The organism is Pirellulales bacterium (assembly GCA_019636335.1).
Lineage (GTDB): Bacteria > Planctomycetota > Planctomycetia > Pirellulales > JAEUIK01 > JAHBXR01.
This window is the reverse complement of the sequence record JAHBXR010000003.1, coordinates 157,630-174,181: the sequence shown is the minus strand read 5'-3', so window position 1 is coordinate 174,181 and position 16,552 is coordinate 157,630. Positions and strand designations below refer to the sequence as shown.

12 protein-coding genes are annotated in these 16,552 nt (G+C 63.5%); 6 read left to right on the top strand and 6 right to left on the bottom strand.

The annotated features are described in order from the left end of the window. The first annotated feature begins 86 nt into the window (after positions 1-86). Both KF708_04755 and KF708_04750 read left to right on the top strand, forming a co-directional pair. A complete protein-coding gene (locus KF708_04755) occupies positions 87-1,313 on the top strand; it encodes a Gfo/Idh/MocA family oxidoreductase (GenBank protein ID MBX3412006.1) in 1,227 nt (408 codons plus the stop codon). Between the two features lie 16 nt (positions 1,314-1,329). Then, positions 1,330-1,701 carry a HipA domain-containing protein gene (locus KF708_04750; GenBank protein ID MBX3412005.1) on the top strand — a complete coding sequence of 124 codons (372 nt, stop codon included), beginning with the start codon at positions 1,330-1,332 and terminating at the stop codon, positions 1,699-1,701. 99 nt (positions 1,702-1,800) lie between these two features. Here KF708_04750 and KF708_04745 read toward each other — a convergent pair whose 3' ends face one another. Beyond that, positions 1,801-2,196: a helix-hairpin-helix domain-containing protein gene (locus tag KF708_04745; protein MBX3412004.1), complete on the bottom strand. Its 396-nt coding sequence runs from the start codon at positions 2,194-2,196 to the stop codon at positions 1,801-1,803. A gap of 152 nt (positions 2,197-2,348) precedes the next feature. Here KF708_04745 and KF708_04740 point away from each other — a divergent pair, with 152 nt between their 5' ends. Continuing rightward, positions 2,349-4,124 carry an ABC transporter permease subunit gene (locus tag KF708_04740; GenBank protein MBX3412003.1) on the top strand — a complete coding sequence of 592 codons (1,776 nt, stop codon included), beginning with the start codon at positions 2,349-2,351 and terminating at the stop codon, positions 4,122-4,124. 51 nt (positions 4,125-4,175) lie between these two features. Here the strand turns inward: KF708_04740 and KF708_04735 are convergent, their stop codons facing one another. The 3 genes from KF708_04735 to KF708_04725 form a co-directional block, all read right to left on the bottom strand. Beyond that, positions 4,176-5,435 (bottom strand): hypothetical protein, encoded by a 1,260-nt coding sequence (locus KF708_04735; protein MBX3412002.1) that lies wholly within the window; start codon positions 5,433-5,435, stop codon positions 4,176-4,178. Between the two features lie 31 nt (positions 5,436-5,466). Continuing rightward, positions 5,467-6,639: a hypothetical protein gene (locus KF708_04730; GenBank protein ID MBX3412001.1), complete on the bottom strand. Its 1,173-nt coding sequence runs from the start codon at positions 6,637-6,639 to the stop codon at positions 5,467-5,469. 161 nt (positions 6,640-6,800) lie between these two features. Continuing rightward, positions 6,801-7,328, bottom strand: a complete 528-nt coding sequence (locus KF708_04725; protein ID MBX3412000.1) for a phosphatidylglycerophosphatase A — start codon at positions 7,326-7,328, stop codon at positions 6,801-6,803. A 273-nt stretch (positions 7,329-7,601) separates the two neighbouring features. Here KF708_04725 and KF708_04720 point away from each other — a divergent pair, with 273 nt between their 5' ends. From KF708_04720 to KF708_04710, 3 genes are all read left to right on the top strand, one after another. Continuing rightward, positions 7,602-9,428 carry an NADPH-dependent assimilatory sulfite reductase hemoprotein subunit gene (locus KF708_04720; GenBank protein ID MBX3411999.1) on the top strand — a complete coding sequence of 609 codons (1,827 nt, stop codon included), beginning with the start codon at positions 7,602-7,604 and terminating at the stop codon, positions 9,426-9,428. A 29-nt stretch (positions 9,429-9,457) separates the two neighbouring features. Beyond that, positions 9,458-9,862, top strand: a complete 405-nt coding sequence (locus tag KF708_04715; protein ID MBX3411998.1) for a hypothetical protein — start codon at positions 9,458-9,460, stop codon at positions 9,860-9,862. 380 nt (positions 9,863-10,242) lie between these two features. Then, positions 10,243-11,796, top strand: a complete 1,554-nt coding sequence (locus KF708_04710) for a beta-lactamase family protein (GenBank protein MBX3411997.1) — start codon at positions 10,243-10,245, stop codon at positions 11,794-11,796. Positions 11,797-12,015: 219 nt separating this feature from the next. Here the strand turns inward: KF708_04710 and KF708_04705 are convergent, their stop codons facing one another. Both KF708_04705 and KF708_04700 read right to left on the bottom strand, forming a co-directional pair. Next, positions 12,016-14,604 (bottom strand): HEAT repeat domain-containing protein, encoded by a 2,589-nt coding sequence (locus KF708_04705; protein ID MBX3411996.1) that lies wholly within the window; start codon positions 14,602-14,604, stop codon positions 12,016-12,018. 249 nt (positions 14,605-14,853) lie between these two features. Continuing rightward, positions 14,854-16,422, bottom strand: coding sequence for a hypothetical protein (locus KF708_04700; protein ID MBX3411995.1), 1,569 nt, complete (start codon positions 16,420-16,422; stop codon positions 14,854-14,856). Between the last annotated feature and the right edge of the window lie 130 nt (positions 16,423-16,552).

The window sequence follows — 16,552 nt, the reverse complement described above, 5'->3', positions numbered from 1 at the left end:
TCGTCGATGGCAGATGCCCCCTGTCGAGCGGAGTGCTACACTGGCGGCTCGCCAGCAAGGGACGAAGCACGCAGGGGGAGTTTGCCATGACCGAGCGCACCGATCGGCGCCAGTTTCTCGAACGGATGGGCGTGACGGCCGCCGGCATGCTCGCCGCCGGCTACACCGCTACCGCGCGCGGTTACGCCGCCAACGAGACGATCGGCATTGGCTGCATCGGCACGGGCGGACGCTGTCAGCAGTTGATGAACGCGCTGACCAAGGTGTCCGGCACGCAGATCGTGGCGGTGTGCGATATCTGGGATGTCCATCGGGCCAAGGCACAGGAGATCGCCGGCGGCAAAGCCTTCGCCACGAAGGACTATCACGAGCTGCTCGCGCGCAAGGATGTCGACGCCGTCATCATCGGCGCACCCGATCACTGGCACGTGCCCCTGACGATCGACGCCTGCGCGGCCGGCAAGGACGTCTACGTCGAGAAGCCCCTCACGCACGCGCTAGACGAAGGCACGCGCGTGCTCGAGGCGCAACAGCAGCACAACCGCGTCGTCCAGGTCGGCATGCAGCAGCGCAGCATGCCGCAGTTCCAGGAAGGGCTCGAGATCATTCGCTCGGGGCAGCTCGGCAAGATCTGGAAGGTGCATCTCACCTGGAATCGCAACACGGGCCGGCACCGCCGCAACAAGCTAGGGCTCGATCCGGCCACGGTCGACTGGCAACGATTTCTCGGCACGGCGCCGCAACAACCGTTCGACGAGTATCGCTTTCGCAATTGGCGCTGGTTCTGGGACTTTGGCGGCGGGCTGCTCACCGACCTGATGGTTCACCAGATCGACATCGCCAACTGGTATCTCGACCTCGCGTATCCCGCGCGCGCCACCGCGGTGGGCGATCACTTCCTGGCCAAGGACCTGTGGCAAACGCCCGACTCGATTCAAGCGCTCTACCAATACCCTGACCAGCAGTTGCAACTCTACTTCGAGGGCACCTTCTCGAACGCGCGCAACGCGGCCATGCTCGAATTCATGGGGAGTGAAGGAACACTCTATCTCGATCGTGGCCGCTACGAGTTGTATCCCGAACCGGGGCGCAAATTCGAATATCGCGAGCACGTCATCGGCCAGGGTCCGCGCGGCGCCGATTTCTACGAGCATCCGCCCGGCGAGGTGCTCCACCTGGCGAACTGGGCCGAGTGCCTCCGCACGCGTGGCGTGCCGAACGCGCCGGTCGAAGCGGGCATTCGCGCCGTCCTCGCCGCGCACCTGGGGAACCAGGCCTATCGCACGGGCGAAGTCGTCGAGTGGGCCGGCTGAGTTGTGGCGGAGAATCGTGTTTTCGATTCTGATTTCAAACGTCGATGATCACCTGCGTAATCACGGTCTCCTTTGGGAGGGGCCGCACGGTTGGCGGCTGTCGCCAGCCTACGATCTCAACCCGACGCCCCTCGATATCCGGCCTCGAAGCTTAAGTCTCGCCATCAACGATCAGGAACACACGGCATCGCTGGACCTCGCTTTTGAAGTCGCCGAGTATTTTGGACTAGGCGAGAAAACCGCTCGGCAAATCGCGAGCGAGGTTGGCACTGCTGTCGCCACATGGCGCATCGAAGCTCAGCGTCTGGGCATCCGAGCGAGCGAAATTGACCGCATGAAATCGGCTTTTGAGCATACGGAGTTGCGAAATGCGACCAAGCACTCCTAGTTGCCGCCAACTGGAAGCGGTGACTTGAGCGGACTGCTTTTGTGAGAGATCAGCGAGCTTGAGGCCGCAAGGACCGGAAGAGAAGAGCGTGCTATTCGCTCACGGTCCCGCCACATTCTCCTCGCGCGGCATGGGGCGCAGGTAGGGTCGCATCCGTTCGATCGTTCGGGGGCCGATGCCGCGCACGCGCTGCAAATCGTCGTGATCGAGGTAAGGTCCGTCGACCTCGCGTGATTCGATGATGCGCCGTGCAAGTGCCTCGCCGATGCCCGGCACCTGGGCCAGCTCGGGCCACTCGGCCGAATTCAAGTCGACTTCGAATCGTGCGTGTCGGGGCTCGGCCCGTTCGATATCGATCAGGCCTCCTCGGTGTCCGCCGTGGGCCAGCCACCACGCGGCGATCCCCACGAATCCCGCCAACAAGAGCACGGCCACGCCCAATTGATCGGCACGTCGCAACCAGGGGGGGCGTTGATCGAGGGCGGGCTCAGTCATGGCGAAATGCCAGCGGACAAAAAAGCACTCCAGAAGCGACTGCTCCTAGTGTAACGCCGCGGCAGATTTGCACCACTTGGCGTGCGGCGCTACGATGACGATCGTCGGGACAAGTGGACCGTGTCGCCCGCGGTAGCGAGAAGAGGCCTTTCGTGTTCGGGCCCGTCTTTCGGTCAGAACTGATGCGCACGGCGCGGCGCCGCCGTCATCTGGTGGTGCGCGCCGGGTACGGCGCCCTGCTGCTGGCGGTGCTCGGCATCTCGTATCTGAGTGCGTTCCATACGCCGGGCGTCCATTATGCAGCGGCGCCGCCCGGCCTGCGTGCGCAGATTACCCTCGGACAGATGGCGGAGTTTGCGCACTACTTCACTCTGAGCTATGGAATGCTGCAGCTCTTCGTCGCGCTGTTGGTGACACTCTCGGTCACCGCCGGTACGATTGCCGAAGAACGTGACCGGCGCACGATCGAGTATCTCTTCGTCAGCCACCTGACCGACAGCGAGATCGTGCTCGACAAGCTCTTGGTGCGGCTGCTGCTCGTCTTGAGCCTGCTACTGGCGGCCGTGCCCGTGCTGGCACTTTCCATGCTCTTCGGGGGAGTGGATTTGTCTGCTCTGTTCGAGTTGGGAGTCCTCACGACCGGCACGATCGTGGCGACGGCCAGTGGTTGCGTTTACGTGTCGGTGACGACGCGCCGCGGCCGCGATGCGTTCTTGCGCAGCCTGCTGCTTATCGTCGCGGGGCTGACCGTGCCGGGCATGGTCTACCAGGCCCTATACAACTCAAACGTCGTGCTGCCAGGGTGGATCGACGAAACGCTGGTCCAACTTCGCGACATGAATCCCTTCGTCTACTTGATGCGGTCCGACATGCGCTACCAGGGAGGCGGCAGCACCAGTTGGGATTCGTTGTACGAGTTCGTGCGCAACACGGGCGCGCTCAGTCTCGTCTTTCTGGGCATGGCCGTCTGGCAGGTGCGGCGCGCCCACTTGAAGTCTGTTGCGGTGCCCGGCGCCAGCAAACGCCGGCCGCTGCGACTCTTTCGGCCGCCGCAGATCGGAAACTATCCCCTGCTCTGGAAGGAACTATTCGCCGAGCGATTCATCCAGCGCGAGCATCGTTGGTCGACCTGGATCGCGCCGGTGGGATTAGCCTTCGTGGCTCTGACGATCGTGGCCTATTATGGGCTCTGCCGGGCAGGTTTTCGCGATCTGCAAGAGTACGACTTTCTCGAAGGAGCGGACACGATCAAACTCTTGCTCGGTTGCCTGTTCATCCTGCTGGCCGGAGCGCGCGGCGCGATTTCCATTGCGCACGAGCGCGAGCAAGCGACCTGGGACACCCTGCTGACCACCTCGCTCGAGGCCCGCGAGATCGTGCTGGCCAAGACCTTCGGCTCGCTCTTCGTCCTGCGAGGCATGCTCGGCGTGTATCTCGTTGTCTGGTGGCTCGAATGCCAGTTGCGCCCCGACGAATGGCGGCGTGGGCTCAACATGCTGGGGACCACCTTGCTCTTGGGCCTGTGGATGGCATCGCTGGGCGTGCTCATCTCCCAACGCGTGAAAACCTCGACTTGGGCCATCACCACCGCGGTCGGCGCGACACTCATTCTCGCGGGTGGATATCTCCTGATCGCGGCCCCTCTCGTCTCGTATTTCATACACCACGATGGTTCCGAGATGGTTCTCGCCGGGGCGATGGTGTATCTCGAAGCGTTCTGGCTGTGGTACTCACCCCACCGCTACCAACATCGCTTCGATCCCATCGCGGTGTATCAACTGGGCGTCCTGGTCTATGGACTCGCGACCATCGCCGTGACGGCGGTCTCGATCCAGGGCTTCGAGCGCATGGCGCGCGAGTTGGGACCGAGACGATTCGTCATCCCCTCGCGAAGCGAGCCCCTCGCGGCGCCGACCGCAGGCAGTTGAAAAGCCCACGTGCCCTGCTGGCGCGACGCGCATGTCGCGGCACACGCGGCCCTAGTATGCCGCTACGCCACGTACCATGACGGTGTCGGTCAGATCGATCTCGCCGTCGCCCAGGCTGTCGATTTGGAGCGTGCGGCCAAAGACATAGCCCGTCTCGAAGCGCAGGCTGTTGCCGATCGAATTCTTGCGTTCGATGCCGAGGATGACGCGCCAGTCGTTGTAGGTGAAGCGATCCGATTGGCCAGTCGTGTCGGTGAAGGCCCAGCGTCCACCGCCGAACTCACCTCCGACGTAGCCCCACCACTCGCCCCCCGTGCAGGGATCGGGCAGGCCGAAGCGCTGCGCGATGCGCGGCTGCGGCAAGACCAACTCGAAGCGGGTCTCCTCGCGCGGAATCCACACCACGCCGCCAACCGGCAAGACGCTAATGTCACCACGGTTCACGTAGACGGCGCCGAGGATGATCTTGCTCGTCGGCGTCCACTCGATCGCCGCCAGACCGCGCCCCGTCAGACGGAAACCATTGTTCGTCGTCGATTCGAAGTCGCTGTATTGTCCAGGCGTGATCGAGATGTCCATGCCGACGCGCGGCGTGAGCTGTCGCAAGTAGCGGATGTCGAGATAGGCGTCGTAGACGTTCGGCGGCAGCTCGACGATCGCCGGACCGTCGAGGTAGTGTACGCCAAAGCCGGGCGTCAGAATCAGCGGCGTCTCGCGCTTGAAGAACGGAAATGCCAGGCTTCCGCGCAGCTCGAGGTCATTCATACCGAAGGCCCGCTCGCCACCGCCGCGCGCCAGATACGTGCCGCTGAATCTGACCTGCTGCAGCACGCCCTCTTTCGTGCCCGAGGGACGCGCCGGCGTGGATGCCGCCGGAGCGTCCACTTCGTCCTGCACGTCGAGACCGGGCTCTGCCGCGCTGGCAAACGCGGCGCCGAACACCTTCGCCGGTTGGCCGGTCGCCGGATCGATTCGATCATAGTCCTCGATCATTGCATCCGGCGGGGGATAGGCGATCGGCCCGCTGAACGTGGGGCTCGCGGCGGTGACCGGCGGCACGGGGTACCATTCCGGAGTCGCCGGCGGAGCATAACGCAGACCGTCGACCGGCGCTTGTGGCCGCCGCGCCTGCGCCGCGGCGGCGGGTGGCAAGGGACGAAGCGGCGACGAAGGAGGCGGCAAGGGCACGACGGGAGATTGCGCGCCTGTTCGTTCGCCTGGCACCAGCGTCACCATTCCCAACAACACCAAGGCAGCCAGGCGCCTGCCACGTGTCGGATGGAAACGACCTCGCGCGATGCGGACGTGCATGGAGTGTCCGTGTACCGGGCGCGAGTTGCCGTTAGTAAGAGACGCCTGCCCGCAACATCACGGTCTCGTTGGGCTTGAAGTCGGGGGTCCCGTCGAGGTAGACGAGCTCGCGATTCCACACGAAGCCGACTTCGAACCAGCCCTTCATGCCCGTGTGGCCCAGGAACTCGGTACCGATGAAAACACGTAGATCGTTGTAATCGACCGACGTCTCGCTGAGATCCTGCCGTTGGATGGCCCACGTGCCGCCGCCGTACTCCCCCCCCACGTAGAGCCACACATCGGTGTTGCCCCAGGTCGTGATCCGATTGGCCAGCTTGGGGTTGGGGAAGAGGATTTCCCAGCGCATGTCGGGGCTGGGTGTCCAGATGACACCCCCCGCCGGAAGAAGCTTGATCTGCAGACGATTGATGTAATCGATGCCCGCCACGATGGCGAACTGCGACGAGAGCGTGAAGATCGCCAGACCGCTACCGCGAATACGAATGGCTTCGCTCTGGTATTTCGACCAATCGCTGTAGTAGCCGACGCTCATGCGCAGATCGCCCGAGAGCCACTGCGTGACGACCGGCTTCCAGCCCGCCTCGATGAAGGCGTCGTAGGTGCGCGGCGGCATGTCGGGGGTGCCGGGCCCCTGCGAGACAGGGCCATCCCAGTAGTGGACGGCGAAGCCGGGACGAATGAGCAACGGCGCGGCGTTGTAGAGGAATGGAATCGCCAGGGCGCCGGAGAGGGCCAGATCGTCGATGCCCAGTTCCGAAACGCCATTACCGTTCAAGAAGGCATATTCGAAGCGAATGTCTTGGATCAGCCGCTGGGGTTCGCCCAGGGCCATCGTGCCGTTGGGCTGGATGAACCCCTGCTGCGGATAGAGCGGGGGTGGGGCCGCTTGCTGGGCGGCGTACGGATCCCACGCCGGATTCACCGGCTGAATCGATCCATCGAGCGAAACGGCCGGGGGCGTGCCATACGTCATGCCTGGCTGAGCAAATGTTGTCCCCGGCTGCGCGAAGGTCGTGCCGGGCTGCGAATAAATCGTCGGCGGTGGCGGCGCCGTGTAGACCGGCGCAGCGGTCGCGGGAACTCCCCCCGGGCTCGAGACCACCGACGGGAACTGCACGCGTTGCGCGTACACCGTCTGCGTCCCGGCCAGAAGCATGGCCAGCCACAGCAGCGCTCGCGGCGAAGAATGGTACGTTCGCAAGTTTCCCTCGCGGTTCGGTGGCCGCACGGGGATCGGTTCGGGCGACGCGCCCTTGGAAACGGGGCGTTGGGATACCAGGGGGGCCCAAGCCGGTCAAGACCGGTTCGCCCCACGGCGCGCTCCGCTACCTCGTGCTAGCAAGGCGAAGATCGGCCGTAAAACTAAGCGCCGAACAGGCGCGGCAGCACGCCCGACCAGAGAAGGAGATGCAGCGCCAGATTCGAATAAATGCCGGCGATCCAGTCGTCGGACATGATGCCCAGTCCATCAGGCAGGCGTTCGAGTTGTCGGGCCGGCGGGGGCTTCACGATATCGAACACACGATTGAGCAAGAACCCCGCGGCGATCACCTCCCAGCGTTCGAAGGGAATCGCCAAGAAGGTGATCGGCATGCTGACGATCTCGTCGAAGACGACGTAGCCCGGATCCTTCAGCCCGCCGAGACGCCGAGCCGCGGCGCTGGAGAGGGGGATGCCCGCAAGACACAAGGCCACGATCACGGCTCCCTGCAGCGGCAACCCCTGCAGCATCGCGATCGCCCAGGCCAGCGGCAGCCCCCACAAGGCCCCAAATGTCCCCGAGGCGAACGGGGCAAATCCAAAGTAGGAACCCGAAGCCAACCAGAGCACCCAGCCCCCCTGGCGTGCCACTTGAGAAAGACGTATCTCGATCGGAAGATCCTTGGTCATGCGGGGCATGCTACCCGAGCCGCGGCGGGGGTGTCCACCACGCCGACGATCCCGGAAACCGCTTGGATAAAAAGACTTGGTCCGCCGTTTTAGGGCCTCTGCGGTCGATTTGTCCGCGCGAACTCGGGTAGGAGGGAAGAGGTCCTATCGATATATTCGTTTGATCTTTCCCATTCCAATGACGATAATGATGCTAATATTAGTAATGAATGGCCTCGTTGCCGCGGCGATCTGTGACCGGGCACGGACCGTTCCTGCCTCAGGCGCCAAACCATGAGTGACGAGACGAAGCTGAGTCCGGTCGAGGGGTTCAAGACCGAAAGCCAATACCTCCGTGGCACGATCGCCGAAGAACTCACCTTGCCGAACGAGCCGTTCAGCAAGGTGAGCGAGCAACTGCTCAAGCATCATGGCACGTACCAGCAAGACGATCGCGACAATCGCGCCGCGAGTCGCGCCGGAGGCAAGAAGGCCGAGAAGGCCTACATGTACATGGTCCGCACGAAGATTCCCGGCGGCAAGCTGACCAGCTCGCAGTTGCTGTCTGAATTGGATCTCGCGGACGAAGTCGGCAACAGCACGCTACGGGTCACCACGCGCCAGGGTCTGCAGCTCCACGGCGTCTTGAAGACGAATCTCAAGCGCACCATCGCGCGGATCAACGAGGTGCAACTTTCCACGCTGGCCGCGTGCGGCGACGTCGAACGCAATGTGATGTGCTGCCCGGCGCCACATCATAACGATGGCGTCCATGCCGAAATGCAGGCCCTGGCCGAGCGTCTGGCCGAGCATCTCGCGCCGCGGACCCGTGCCTATCACGAGATCTGGCTCACCGATCTCGAGACCGGCTCGGAAGAACGCGTCGCCGGCGGCCCCGAAGGTTATGAAGTCGAACCGATCTACGGCCCCACCTACCTGCCGCGCAAGTTCAAGACCGCGATCGGGCTGTGCGGCGACAACTGCATCGACATCTACACGAACGATCTCGGGCTGCTCGCCGTCTGCGAGGACTACAAGATCATCGGCTACAACCTGCTCGTCGGCGGTGGCTTGGGCGTGACGCCCAGCGCCGCCAAGACGTTTCCCGCGCTCGCCCAGCGCATGGCGTTCGTGACGCCCGACCAGGTGGTGGACGTGGCCACCGAAGTGATCAAGGTGCAGCGCGACTTCGGCAATCGCTCGGACCGCAAGGTAGCGCGACTCAAGTACCTGATTCACAATTGGGGGATCGAGCGTTTCAAGGCGAAGGTCGAAGAATACTACGGCCACAAGCTCGCCGATCCGCACCCGGACGACGTGTGGGGATTCGACGACCACCTGGGCTGGCACGAGCAAGGGGACGGCCGCCTGTTCTACGGTCTGAACATCGAGAATGGCCGCATCAAGGACGAGGGTGATTTCCGTCTCCGCACCGCGCTCCGCGTGCTGTGCCACGAACTCTCGCCCGGCATTCGCCTCACGGCGCATCAGAGCATCCTCTTTACCGATCTACCGCCCGAGAGCCGGGGCCGCGTCGAGCAGATCTTGACCGAGCATGGCGTGCCGCTGTCGAGTCAGATCTCGCAGGCGCGTCGCTGGTCGATGGCCTGCGTCGCCTGGCCGACGTGCGGTCTCTCGATCACCGAGGCCGAACGAGCGCTTCCCAGCGTGATCGATCAGATCGAAGTCGAACTCGCCAAGCTCGGTCTCTCGAACGAAGAGTTCACCATTCGCATGACCGGCTGCCCAAACGGCTGTGCCCGTCCGTACAACTCCGACATCGGCCTGGTGGGCAAGGCGGCCGGCAAGTACACGATCTTTGTCGGCGGCCGCCTGTTGGGGAATCGTCTGAACACGATCTACCGCGATCTGGTGCCCGAGGGAGAAGTCGTGGCCGCGCTCGTGCCGATCTTCACGTTCTTCAAGCAATCGCGCGAGCCGAACGAAACGTTGGGGGACTTCTGCCACCGCGTCGGCACGAAGGCCCTGCTCGATTTCGCCGGCGTGACCGAAGAAGAGGCGACCGGCAAGACTCACGCCCATGCGCCGCACATCAACGGCAATGGCGCGAACGGTACGAATGGTGCCGCTGCCAAGCCGACTTCGGCCGAAGCCAACTAGTACGCCGTCCGATCAAGGAGGATCGCACGATGCCGCCGTTGTTGCCGTGGATGCGTTATCTGCTCCGCTTCGTGGCGGTGTACAACGTCTTGGCCGGCCTCTCGATGCTCGTCTTCTACCACGAGGCCTACAAGCTGATGGGCCTCGAGCAGCCCGAAGTGAAGATGCCGCTGCAACTGGTCGGCATTCTCGTGGGGCTCTTCGGCGTGGGCTACTGGCTCACCGCGTCGAACCCGATCGAAAATCGCAACGTGCTCATGCTCGGCTTCTGGAGCAAGCTGCTCGGCTCCTGCCTGGCAGCCTATTACGTGCTGCGTGGGAAGCTCCCCCCCGAGTTGATGATCGTCGTCTTCTTCGCCGACATCATCTACCTGGCGCCGTTCTACATCATTCTGAAACGGCTCTATCGGCTGGCGGCGCAACGCCCCGCGTAGGCAGGCACGCCGTACCTGACAAGAGCGAAGGGGCAAGTTCAATCCCTTCGATGGGACTCAGCCAACACCGGGTGCCACTGGCTCCGCCAGTGCTCTGCCAAGTCGAGCAACCGTATGCCAAGTCTGCAACGGCAGCCGCGCGCCAGGCTCGACTCGAACAATCGAAGAACCTCCTCACTTCAATTCACCAGACACTGGCCGTGCCAGTGGCACCCAGAGCCGAGCCGCGCTCGTCCGATCAAGTGTTAGGTACGGGGTACCTGACCAGAGCGATTGCCAATGTCGAGAACGCGTTTCCAACCGTGCGTCGACTGTTCTGCTTGGCTCCCCCCGTGACATAACGCACAATGGTGGCCACCCACCCTTGGAGCCCACTCCACATGTCCCCTTCGCGTCTTTGCGTCTTCGCGGTAATCCTGCTTCCCACAATCGCCCGCGCTGGTGAGCTGCCCGCCCAGTTGCAGGACTCGCGGGCCAAGATCATCAAGCAGATCGAAGAGGGGAATCTCCCCTCGCTCGCCGTGGCCGTCGCGCGCGATGGCAAGATCATCTGGGAAGAAGGCTTTGGCCTCGCCGATCGCGAGTCGGGACGCCAGGCGGACGAGCACACGATGTACTCGCTGGCCTCGATCTCGAAGCCCATCACGACGACGGGACTGATGATCCTCGTCGAACGAGGCAAGGTCGACCTCGATCGACCGATCGACGACTACCTGGGGGGCGCCAAGGTGAGCCCGCGCGTCGGTCATGCCGCCGATGCCACCGTGCGGCGCGTGGCCAATCATACGGCCGGCCTGCCGCTGCACTACCAGTTCTTTTACGTTGATGAGCCGGGGGGTCCGCCATCCCCCGCCGAGACGATCGCGCGCTATGCGAACCTCTACACCCCGCCCGGCGAGCGTTATCAATACTCGAACCTGGGTTACGGCATGCTCGACTACGTCATCCAGCAGCAGTCCGGCAAACCGTATGCGCAGTTCATGCGCGAAGAGGTCTTCGCGCCGCTTGGGCTCGATCACATGTCGATCGATATCCCCGAGGGCATGGAGGATCAGACCGCTACTCGTTACGCGGGCAATGGCGATGCCCTGCCCTTCTACACCTTCGATCATCCCGGCGCGTCGGCGGTCTTCGCCAGCGCGCACGATCTGGTGCGCTTCGGCATGTTTCACGTCAAGACGCCCGTCGACGGACAGAGCGCCATCCTGAGCGAGCAGGCCATTGACAAGATGCAGCGTCCCACGGCCGCCACCGATCCGGGACGTGGACGCTCGGGCTACGGCATCGGCTGGGGTACGTCGCGCAACCGACGTGGCTACACGCTCGTCTCGCACACCGGCGGCATGCCGGGCGTGGCCACGATCCTGCTGATGGTTCCTGCCGAAAGACTGGTTGTCGTGGCGCTCGCCAATGGTCCGACGAATCTGCCGGGTAATCTCGCGCATGCGATCGTCGATCAGTTGTTGCCCGACGAGGCCGACCCCGCGAAGCAATCGCCCGTCGCGCCTGAAGAAAAAGTAGCCGCCCAGGAAGAGCCGGCCGATGCGAACGGTGGTGGCGATGGAGAGGCCGCGAAAAAGAAGGACGCCAAGCAGCCGGAATGGGCGGATCTCGCCGGCGAGTGGAAGGGTGAGGTTGCCACGTATCAAGGAGCGAAGCCGCTACGACTCACCATCGACGCCGAAGGCAAAGTCGAGGTGCAGTTGAACGATGCCGCAGCCGCGCCGCTGAGCGAGGCAAATCTGCGGAACGGCGTCCTACGTGGCGACATTCTGGGCGAGCTCGGCACCGACGATTCACGACGCCTGCCGGGCAATATCTTCCTCGAGTTGCGACTCGTCGAAGGCAAGCTGCAAGGCAAGGCAATCGTCTTCTCGAACAACCGTCCCCGCGGCGGCAATGCCCTCACCCACTGGGTGGAGCTTACTCGCTGACAAGCGCATTAAAGCGCACTCTCAGTAGAATTTAACGCCAAGACACGAAGGCGCAGAGACGCCAAGAGTCTCACCAGCCGAGTATGTCACGCCTGACAATAGTCCGTTGTGTCGTCGTGTCGTTGTGGTCCATTGACCGTATTTCTTACCACGACGGCACTACGATACTAAGAATTGCCTTCCTTTGCGCCTCTGCGTCTTTGCGTTGAATCCTTTTCCTCAAGGCTTCGCGGCCTCATTTGGCGTAGCTGCCTTTTCGAGTTGCTCGACGCGTTTTTCGAGCGAGCTGTTTTCTCCCTGCAGCGTTTCGACTTCGCGGCGCAGGCTCGAGACCGTGCCGCTGTCGCGCAGCTTGGTTACCGCCTGATCGATCGCCGCCAGCGTGCGCGGGTGTCCTGGAATGGCTCGCGTGGCGAGTAGCGGCTCGATCGCGCCACGATCTCCTGTTGCACCCAGGGCAATCGCGGCGGCGCGGCGGATGTAATCGCGCGAGTCGTTCAATTGCCCGGCGAGCAGCTTGGTCACGGCCGGATCGCCGTTGCCGGCAGCGGCCAGGGCATCGAAGATCGCCGCCCGGCGTCGCGGAGTGCCGGGATTCTCGAGCAACGCCTTCAAACGCGGGAGAGCATCGACGGCGTCGGCTGCTGCCAACGAATTGCAGGCGGCGGCGAGAATCACCTCGCGGTCGCTCGTGCGATCGAGCGCCGCCAACAGGTCGGGCCGGCAACGGTCGGGATCGACCTTGGCCAATGTGGTCAAAGCATCGGCGGCGACGTAGTACGAGGGATCGTTCGCGATACGGTCACGCAGCGCGTTGTTGGTCGTGTCGCCGGGGAAGTCGACCAAACCCTTCATCGCCGCGCGTCGAACGTTCGAGCGGGCATCATCCTTGGAGCTCGCGACGAGTGCGTCGCGCACGGCATCGCCCGGGAAGCGTGCCAGCGACTTCACCGCCGCCTCGCGCACGCCCCAGAAGGCGTCTTCTTTCGCCGCCGCCATCAACGCGTCGCGTGCGTCGCTGTCGGGGCGATAGTCGGCCAATTGCTCGGCCGCCTGGGCGCGCGGCACGGTGTTGGGATCGTGCTTGAGTTGATCGAGCAACTCCTGCTTCGACTTTTTGAAGGTGAGCTTCTTCAGGATCCAATCGCGCGGATCGAACACGACGCGGCGCGGACGTTCGGGCAGCGAGAAGGTGAACGTCTCCTCGGCCTTGGCCACGGTGACCTTGTGCCGCGTCGAGCTGTCGCCCACGACCAGATCGATCTCGACCGGCATGCGAAATAGAGGCGTCAGCTCGTCGACTTTCTGCGTCTGCTTGACGGTCACGCGCACCAGCTTGTCGGCCTCATCCCAGTTGTACGAAACCTCATATTCCGGGTGGCCGCCGCGATGGACCCACTGGTCGAAAAACCAGTTTAGCCCCTGCCCCGTCGCCTCTTCGATCGCCACGCGCAGATCGGCCGTTTCGACGACGCCGTACTCGTGCTTTTTCACGTAGTGGTTGAGGGCCCGCCAGAAGTCGTCGTCCCCCAAGACGTAGCGCAGCATGTGCAGCACCCGTCCCCCCTTGGGATACGAATGGCGGTCGAACATCTGGATCGACTCGGGATAGCGGTACGTGACGATGGGCCGGCGATAGCGGCCACTGTCCTCGCCAAAGTATTGCTCCGCTTCGTCGCGGCGTTCCCAGGTGGCCTCGTCCCAGCCGAGATCCTGCTCGGTCCAGAGCGTGGCGAAGTAGGTGGCAAAGCTCTCGTTCAGCCAGAGCTCGCCCCAATCCTTGCAAGTCACGAGATCGCCCCACCAGTGATGGACCAGCTCGTGGGCGACGAGCCCATCGCTCGAACGATCGAGGTGGGCCTGTTCATCGTGCAGCGTGTCGAGCGTGAGCGTGGTGGCCGAGGTGTGCTCCATGCCGCCGCCGAATTCGTCGCAGCAGATCTGCGCGTACTTGGGCCAGGGGTAGCGGTAACCGATCTTCTCGCTGTAGTAGGCCATCATCGCCGCCGTCTTGCCGAACGAACGTTCGGCATCGGCCACGCGATCGGGAGGCACGTACGAGATGATCGGAATGCCGTCCCACGATTGTTGCACCGGCTCGAAGCGGCCCGCCACGACCGACATCAAATAGGGGGGATGCGTCTGCTCCTGCGTCCAGTGGGTCGTCTGCGTGCCGTCGTCATTGTGCTTGGTGCGGACCAGCGTGCCATTCGACAGCACGAAGAGATCCTCGGGTACCGTGGCGATGATCTCGCTTGTCACGCGTTCGTTGGGCGAATCGAAACAGGGAAACCAGCACCGGGCATCGTCGGGCTGGCAATGCGTCCAGACGAGCTTGCCTCGTTCCGGTTCGTGCCGGTCGGGCAGGACAAAATGAATGCCACGTTTCGGCTCGACGACGCGATAGTCGATCACCAGCTCGAGCGGCTCGCCGCGCTGGAACTCGCGCCCCAGCTCGATGCTGACGCTCGTCTCGTGCTGTGCGAACTTCAACTCCTGCTCTGCCGATTCCGATCCTAACAGGGCCACGCGCTCGATCTGCAACAGCTCGGCATCGAGCTCGAGTTGACGGAGCGCGGCGAGGGGCCGCAGTCGTTCGGTCGCCCGGCCTTGGACCGTCTTGGCGTCGAAGTCAAATTTCAGATCGAGCCGAATGTGCTCGGTATCGAAGGGCCGGCTGCGGACGGAGCGGGGCTCGCGGACGAATGGCTTGAGACGCTCTTGCGCGGGGGCTTCCCTGACGCCGGAAACCAGCGACATAAGAATCAGGCCGACAATCCAAACCGGGCGAAGGGGAGTGTAGCTCATCAACATGCGACCACGTGGGGATGGAGGGAATAGATGGAGCGTGGCAGGCAGGGATGCCACGGGGGGCCGTTGGTAAAACGGCAAGCGAGTGGCCAACTCGGGCAGCGGCACCTGCGGCAACGCAACCAGGGTGCGAAACCACGGCCGGGCACGGGCGGCTCCATTACTACCCACCGGCCGCGACGAGGCAAGTCTTTCTTGCCAGATTGGACCGAGAAGGCCGAGAAATCCCTGCTCCACACGCGGTAACTAGCGACGCGTGGACGGAGTGGCCGAAGGGCCGCGTGCGGTCTCGGCCGCGGCCGAGTTCTGAGCGGCGCTCGTGCGCGACAAGAGACGAAGCTGGTCGACTCCGCGATACACGGTGAAGCCCGCCGTCGACGTTCGACCCGCCGGTTCGACGATCCACTCCGGCAGTTGCGCGAGCTGCTCGACCGTGGGGGCCTCGACCACGGGACGGTCGAGCGCCAGCTCGAGCATGAGTCTCGTCTCGATCGGCAATCCTACGATGCCAACCTTCTCGTGCTCGACGTCGACCGCCGCGGCCAGCGTATCGATAGCATCCCAACGCCGGAAATAGTCGATGGCCCGGGGCATGTCGATCGCGCCCCAGTAGCCAATCGCCACCGCGAGATGAAACACGACGAGATAGGCCAGGATATTCATGCGATGTCGCGCGATCGGCTCGAGCGCATACCACAGGCAGACCGCCAGCAGCGGCGCGAGCGGGACGAGGAAGCGCCCCCCCGTCTCGAAGGGCCACGTCATGTAGAGCCCCAGGTAGAACGGCAAGGCCAGGGCCATGATGTCGCAGCGTGCGCGGACCATCCGCCACCAGCCGAACGCCACGAGTCCCGTGACGGCAACATAGAGCGGCATATTCGCGTTCAACCAACTTCCTGAGCGCGAGTAGGCCTTGAACATGCCGGGCACGACGACACGGCCAATGTCGCAAATGCGCATGCGAACACATTCAACAATCTGCGTGGCAAGCGAGCTGTCGGCAACGACGAACCCGTCGAGATAGGTATCCTCACCCGCCGAGGCCTGTACGTCGTTCTGCACGACGATCCACACGGCCAGGGCCGCCGGCAGACAGACCACGGTCAACAGAATCGCGGCGTGGGAAAACGATACGTGCCGACGCCCTAGATCGATCAACAGGGCCGTGCCGAATCCCGCGGCAACCGCCACGCCGGCTTGGCGCAAAAGACAAGTCGCCAGCAGCAGTGCCGCCGTTGGAACCGCGCGCCACAGCGCTGCGCGCAGCGAGGGGGCGGCAAGGGTCCATTGCATGGACAGCACGGTCCATACCACGGCGCAGAGAAAGGGCATTTCGCTCAGCGTGCGGCGATAGTGAATCCAGACGAGCACGTTGACAAAGGCGAACGCGGTCACCAGCAAGGCGCCTTCACGCACCGTCTGCCTGGCCCAGACATACACGCCCCACAGGGCAACCAATGCCAGACCGAATTGCAGCAACGAAATCGCCAGGAAGGGACGATCGCCAAAGAGGAACGCCGGACTGATCAGCAGGCTATAGCCGGGCGAATAGTAGAGCTGCTCGCGACCGAGGTTCGTCATTCCCTCGCCCGACACGAAACTGCGCGCCATCGAAAGGTACGACCGCGCGTCGGGGGTCGGATGCCACCAGGGGCCCACCTGCATCGCCAGGAGGACGATCAACAGCGTCAACCACGGCCAGGGGTGCGCATTCATGCGCAACAGCGCGATGCGCGTACGATCGGCCAGCGCCGGTCGAGGCGTGGAAACTGCCAGCGGATCGGCCGGAATAGATTCGTTCGGTTCGACGGGCATCGTGGTTCCTGTGGGTCGAGCGGGGCGGACTATAGTCGCCACGGCTCCCCTGAAAAAGACGAATCACGCAGCCTTGGCCAACGTGTGTGACTGGGGGGAATACGTCGATTAGAATTACCGGTGCTTGCTT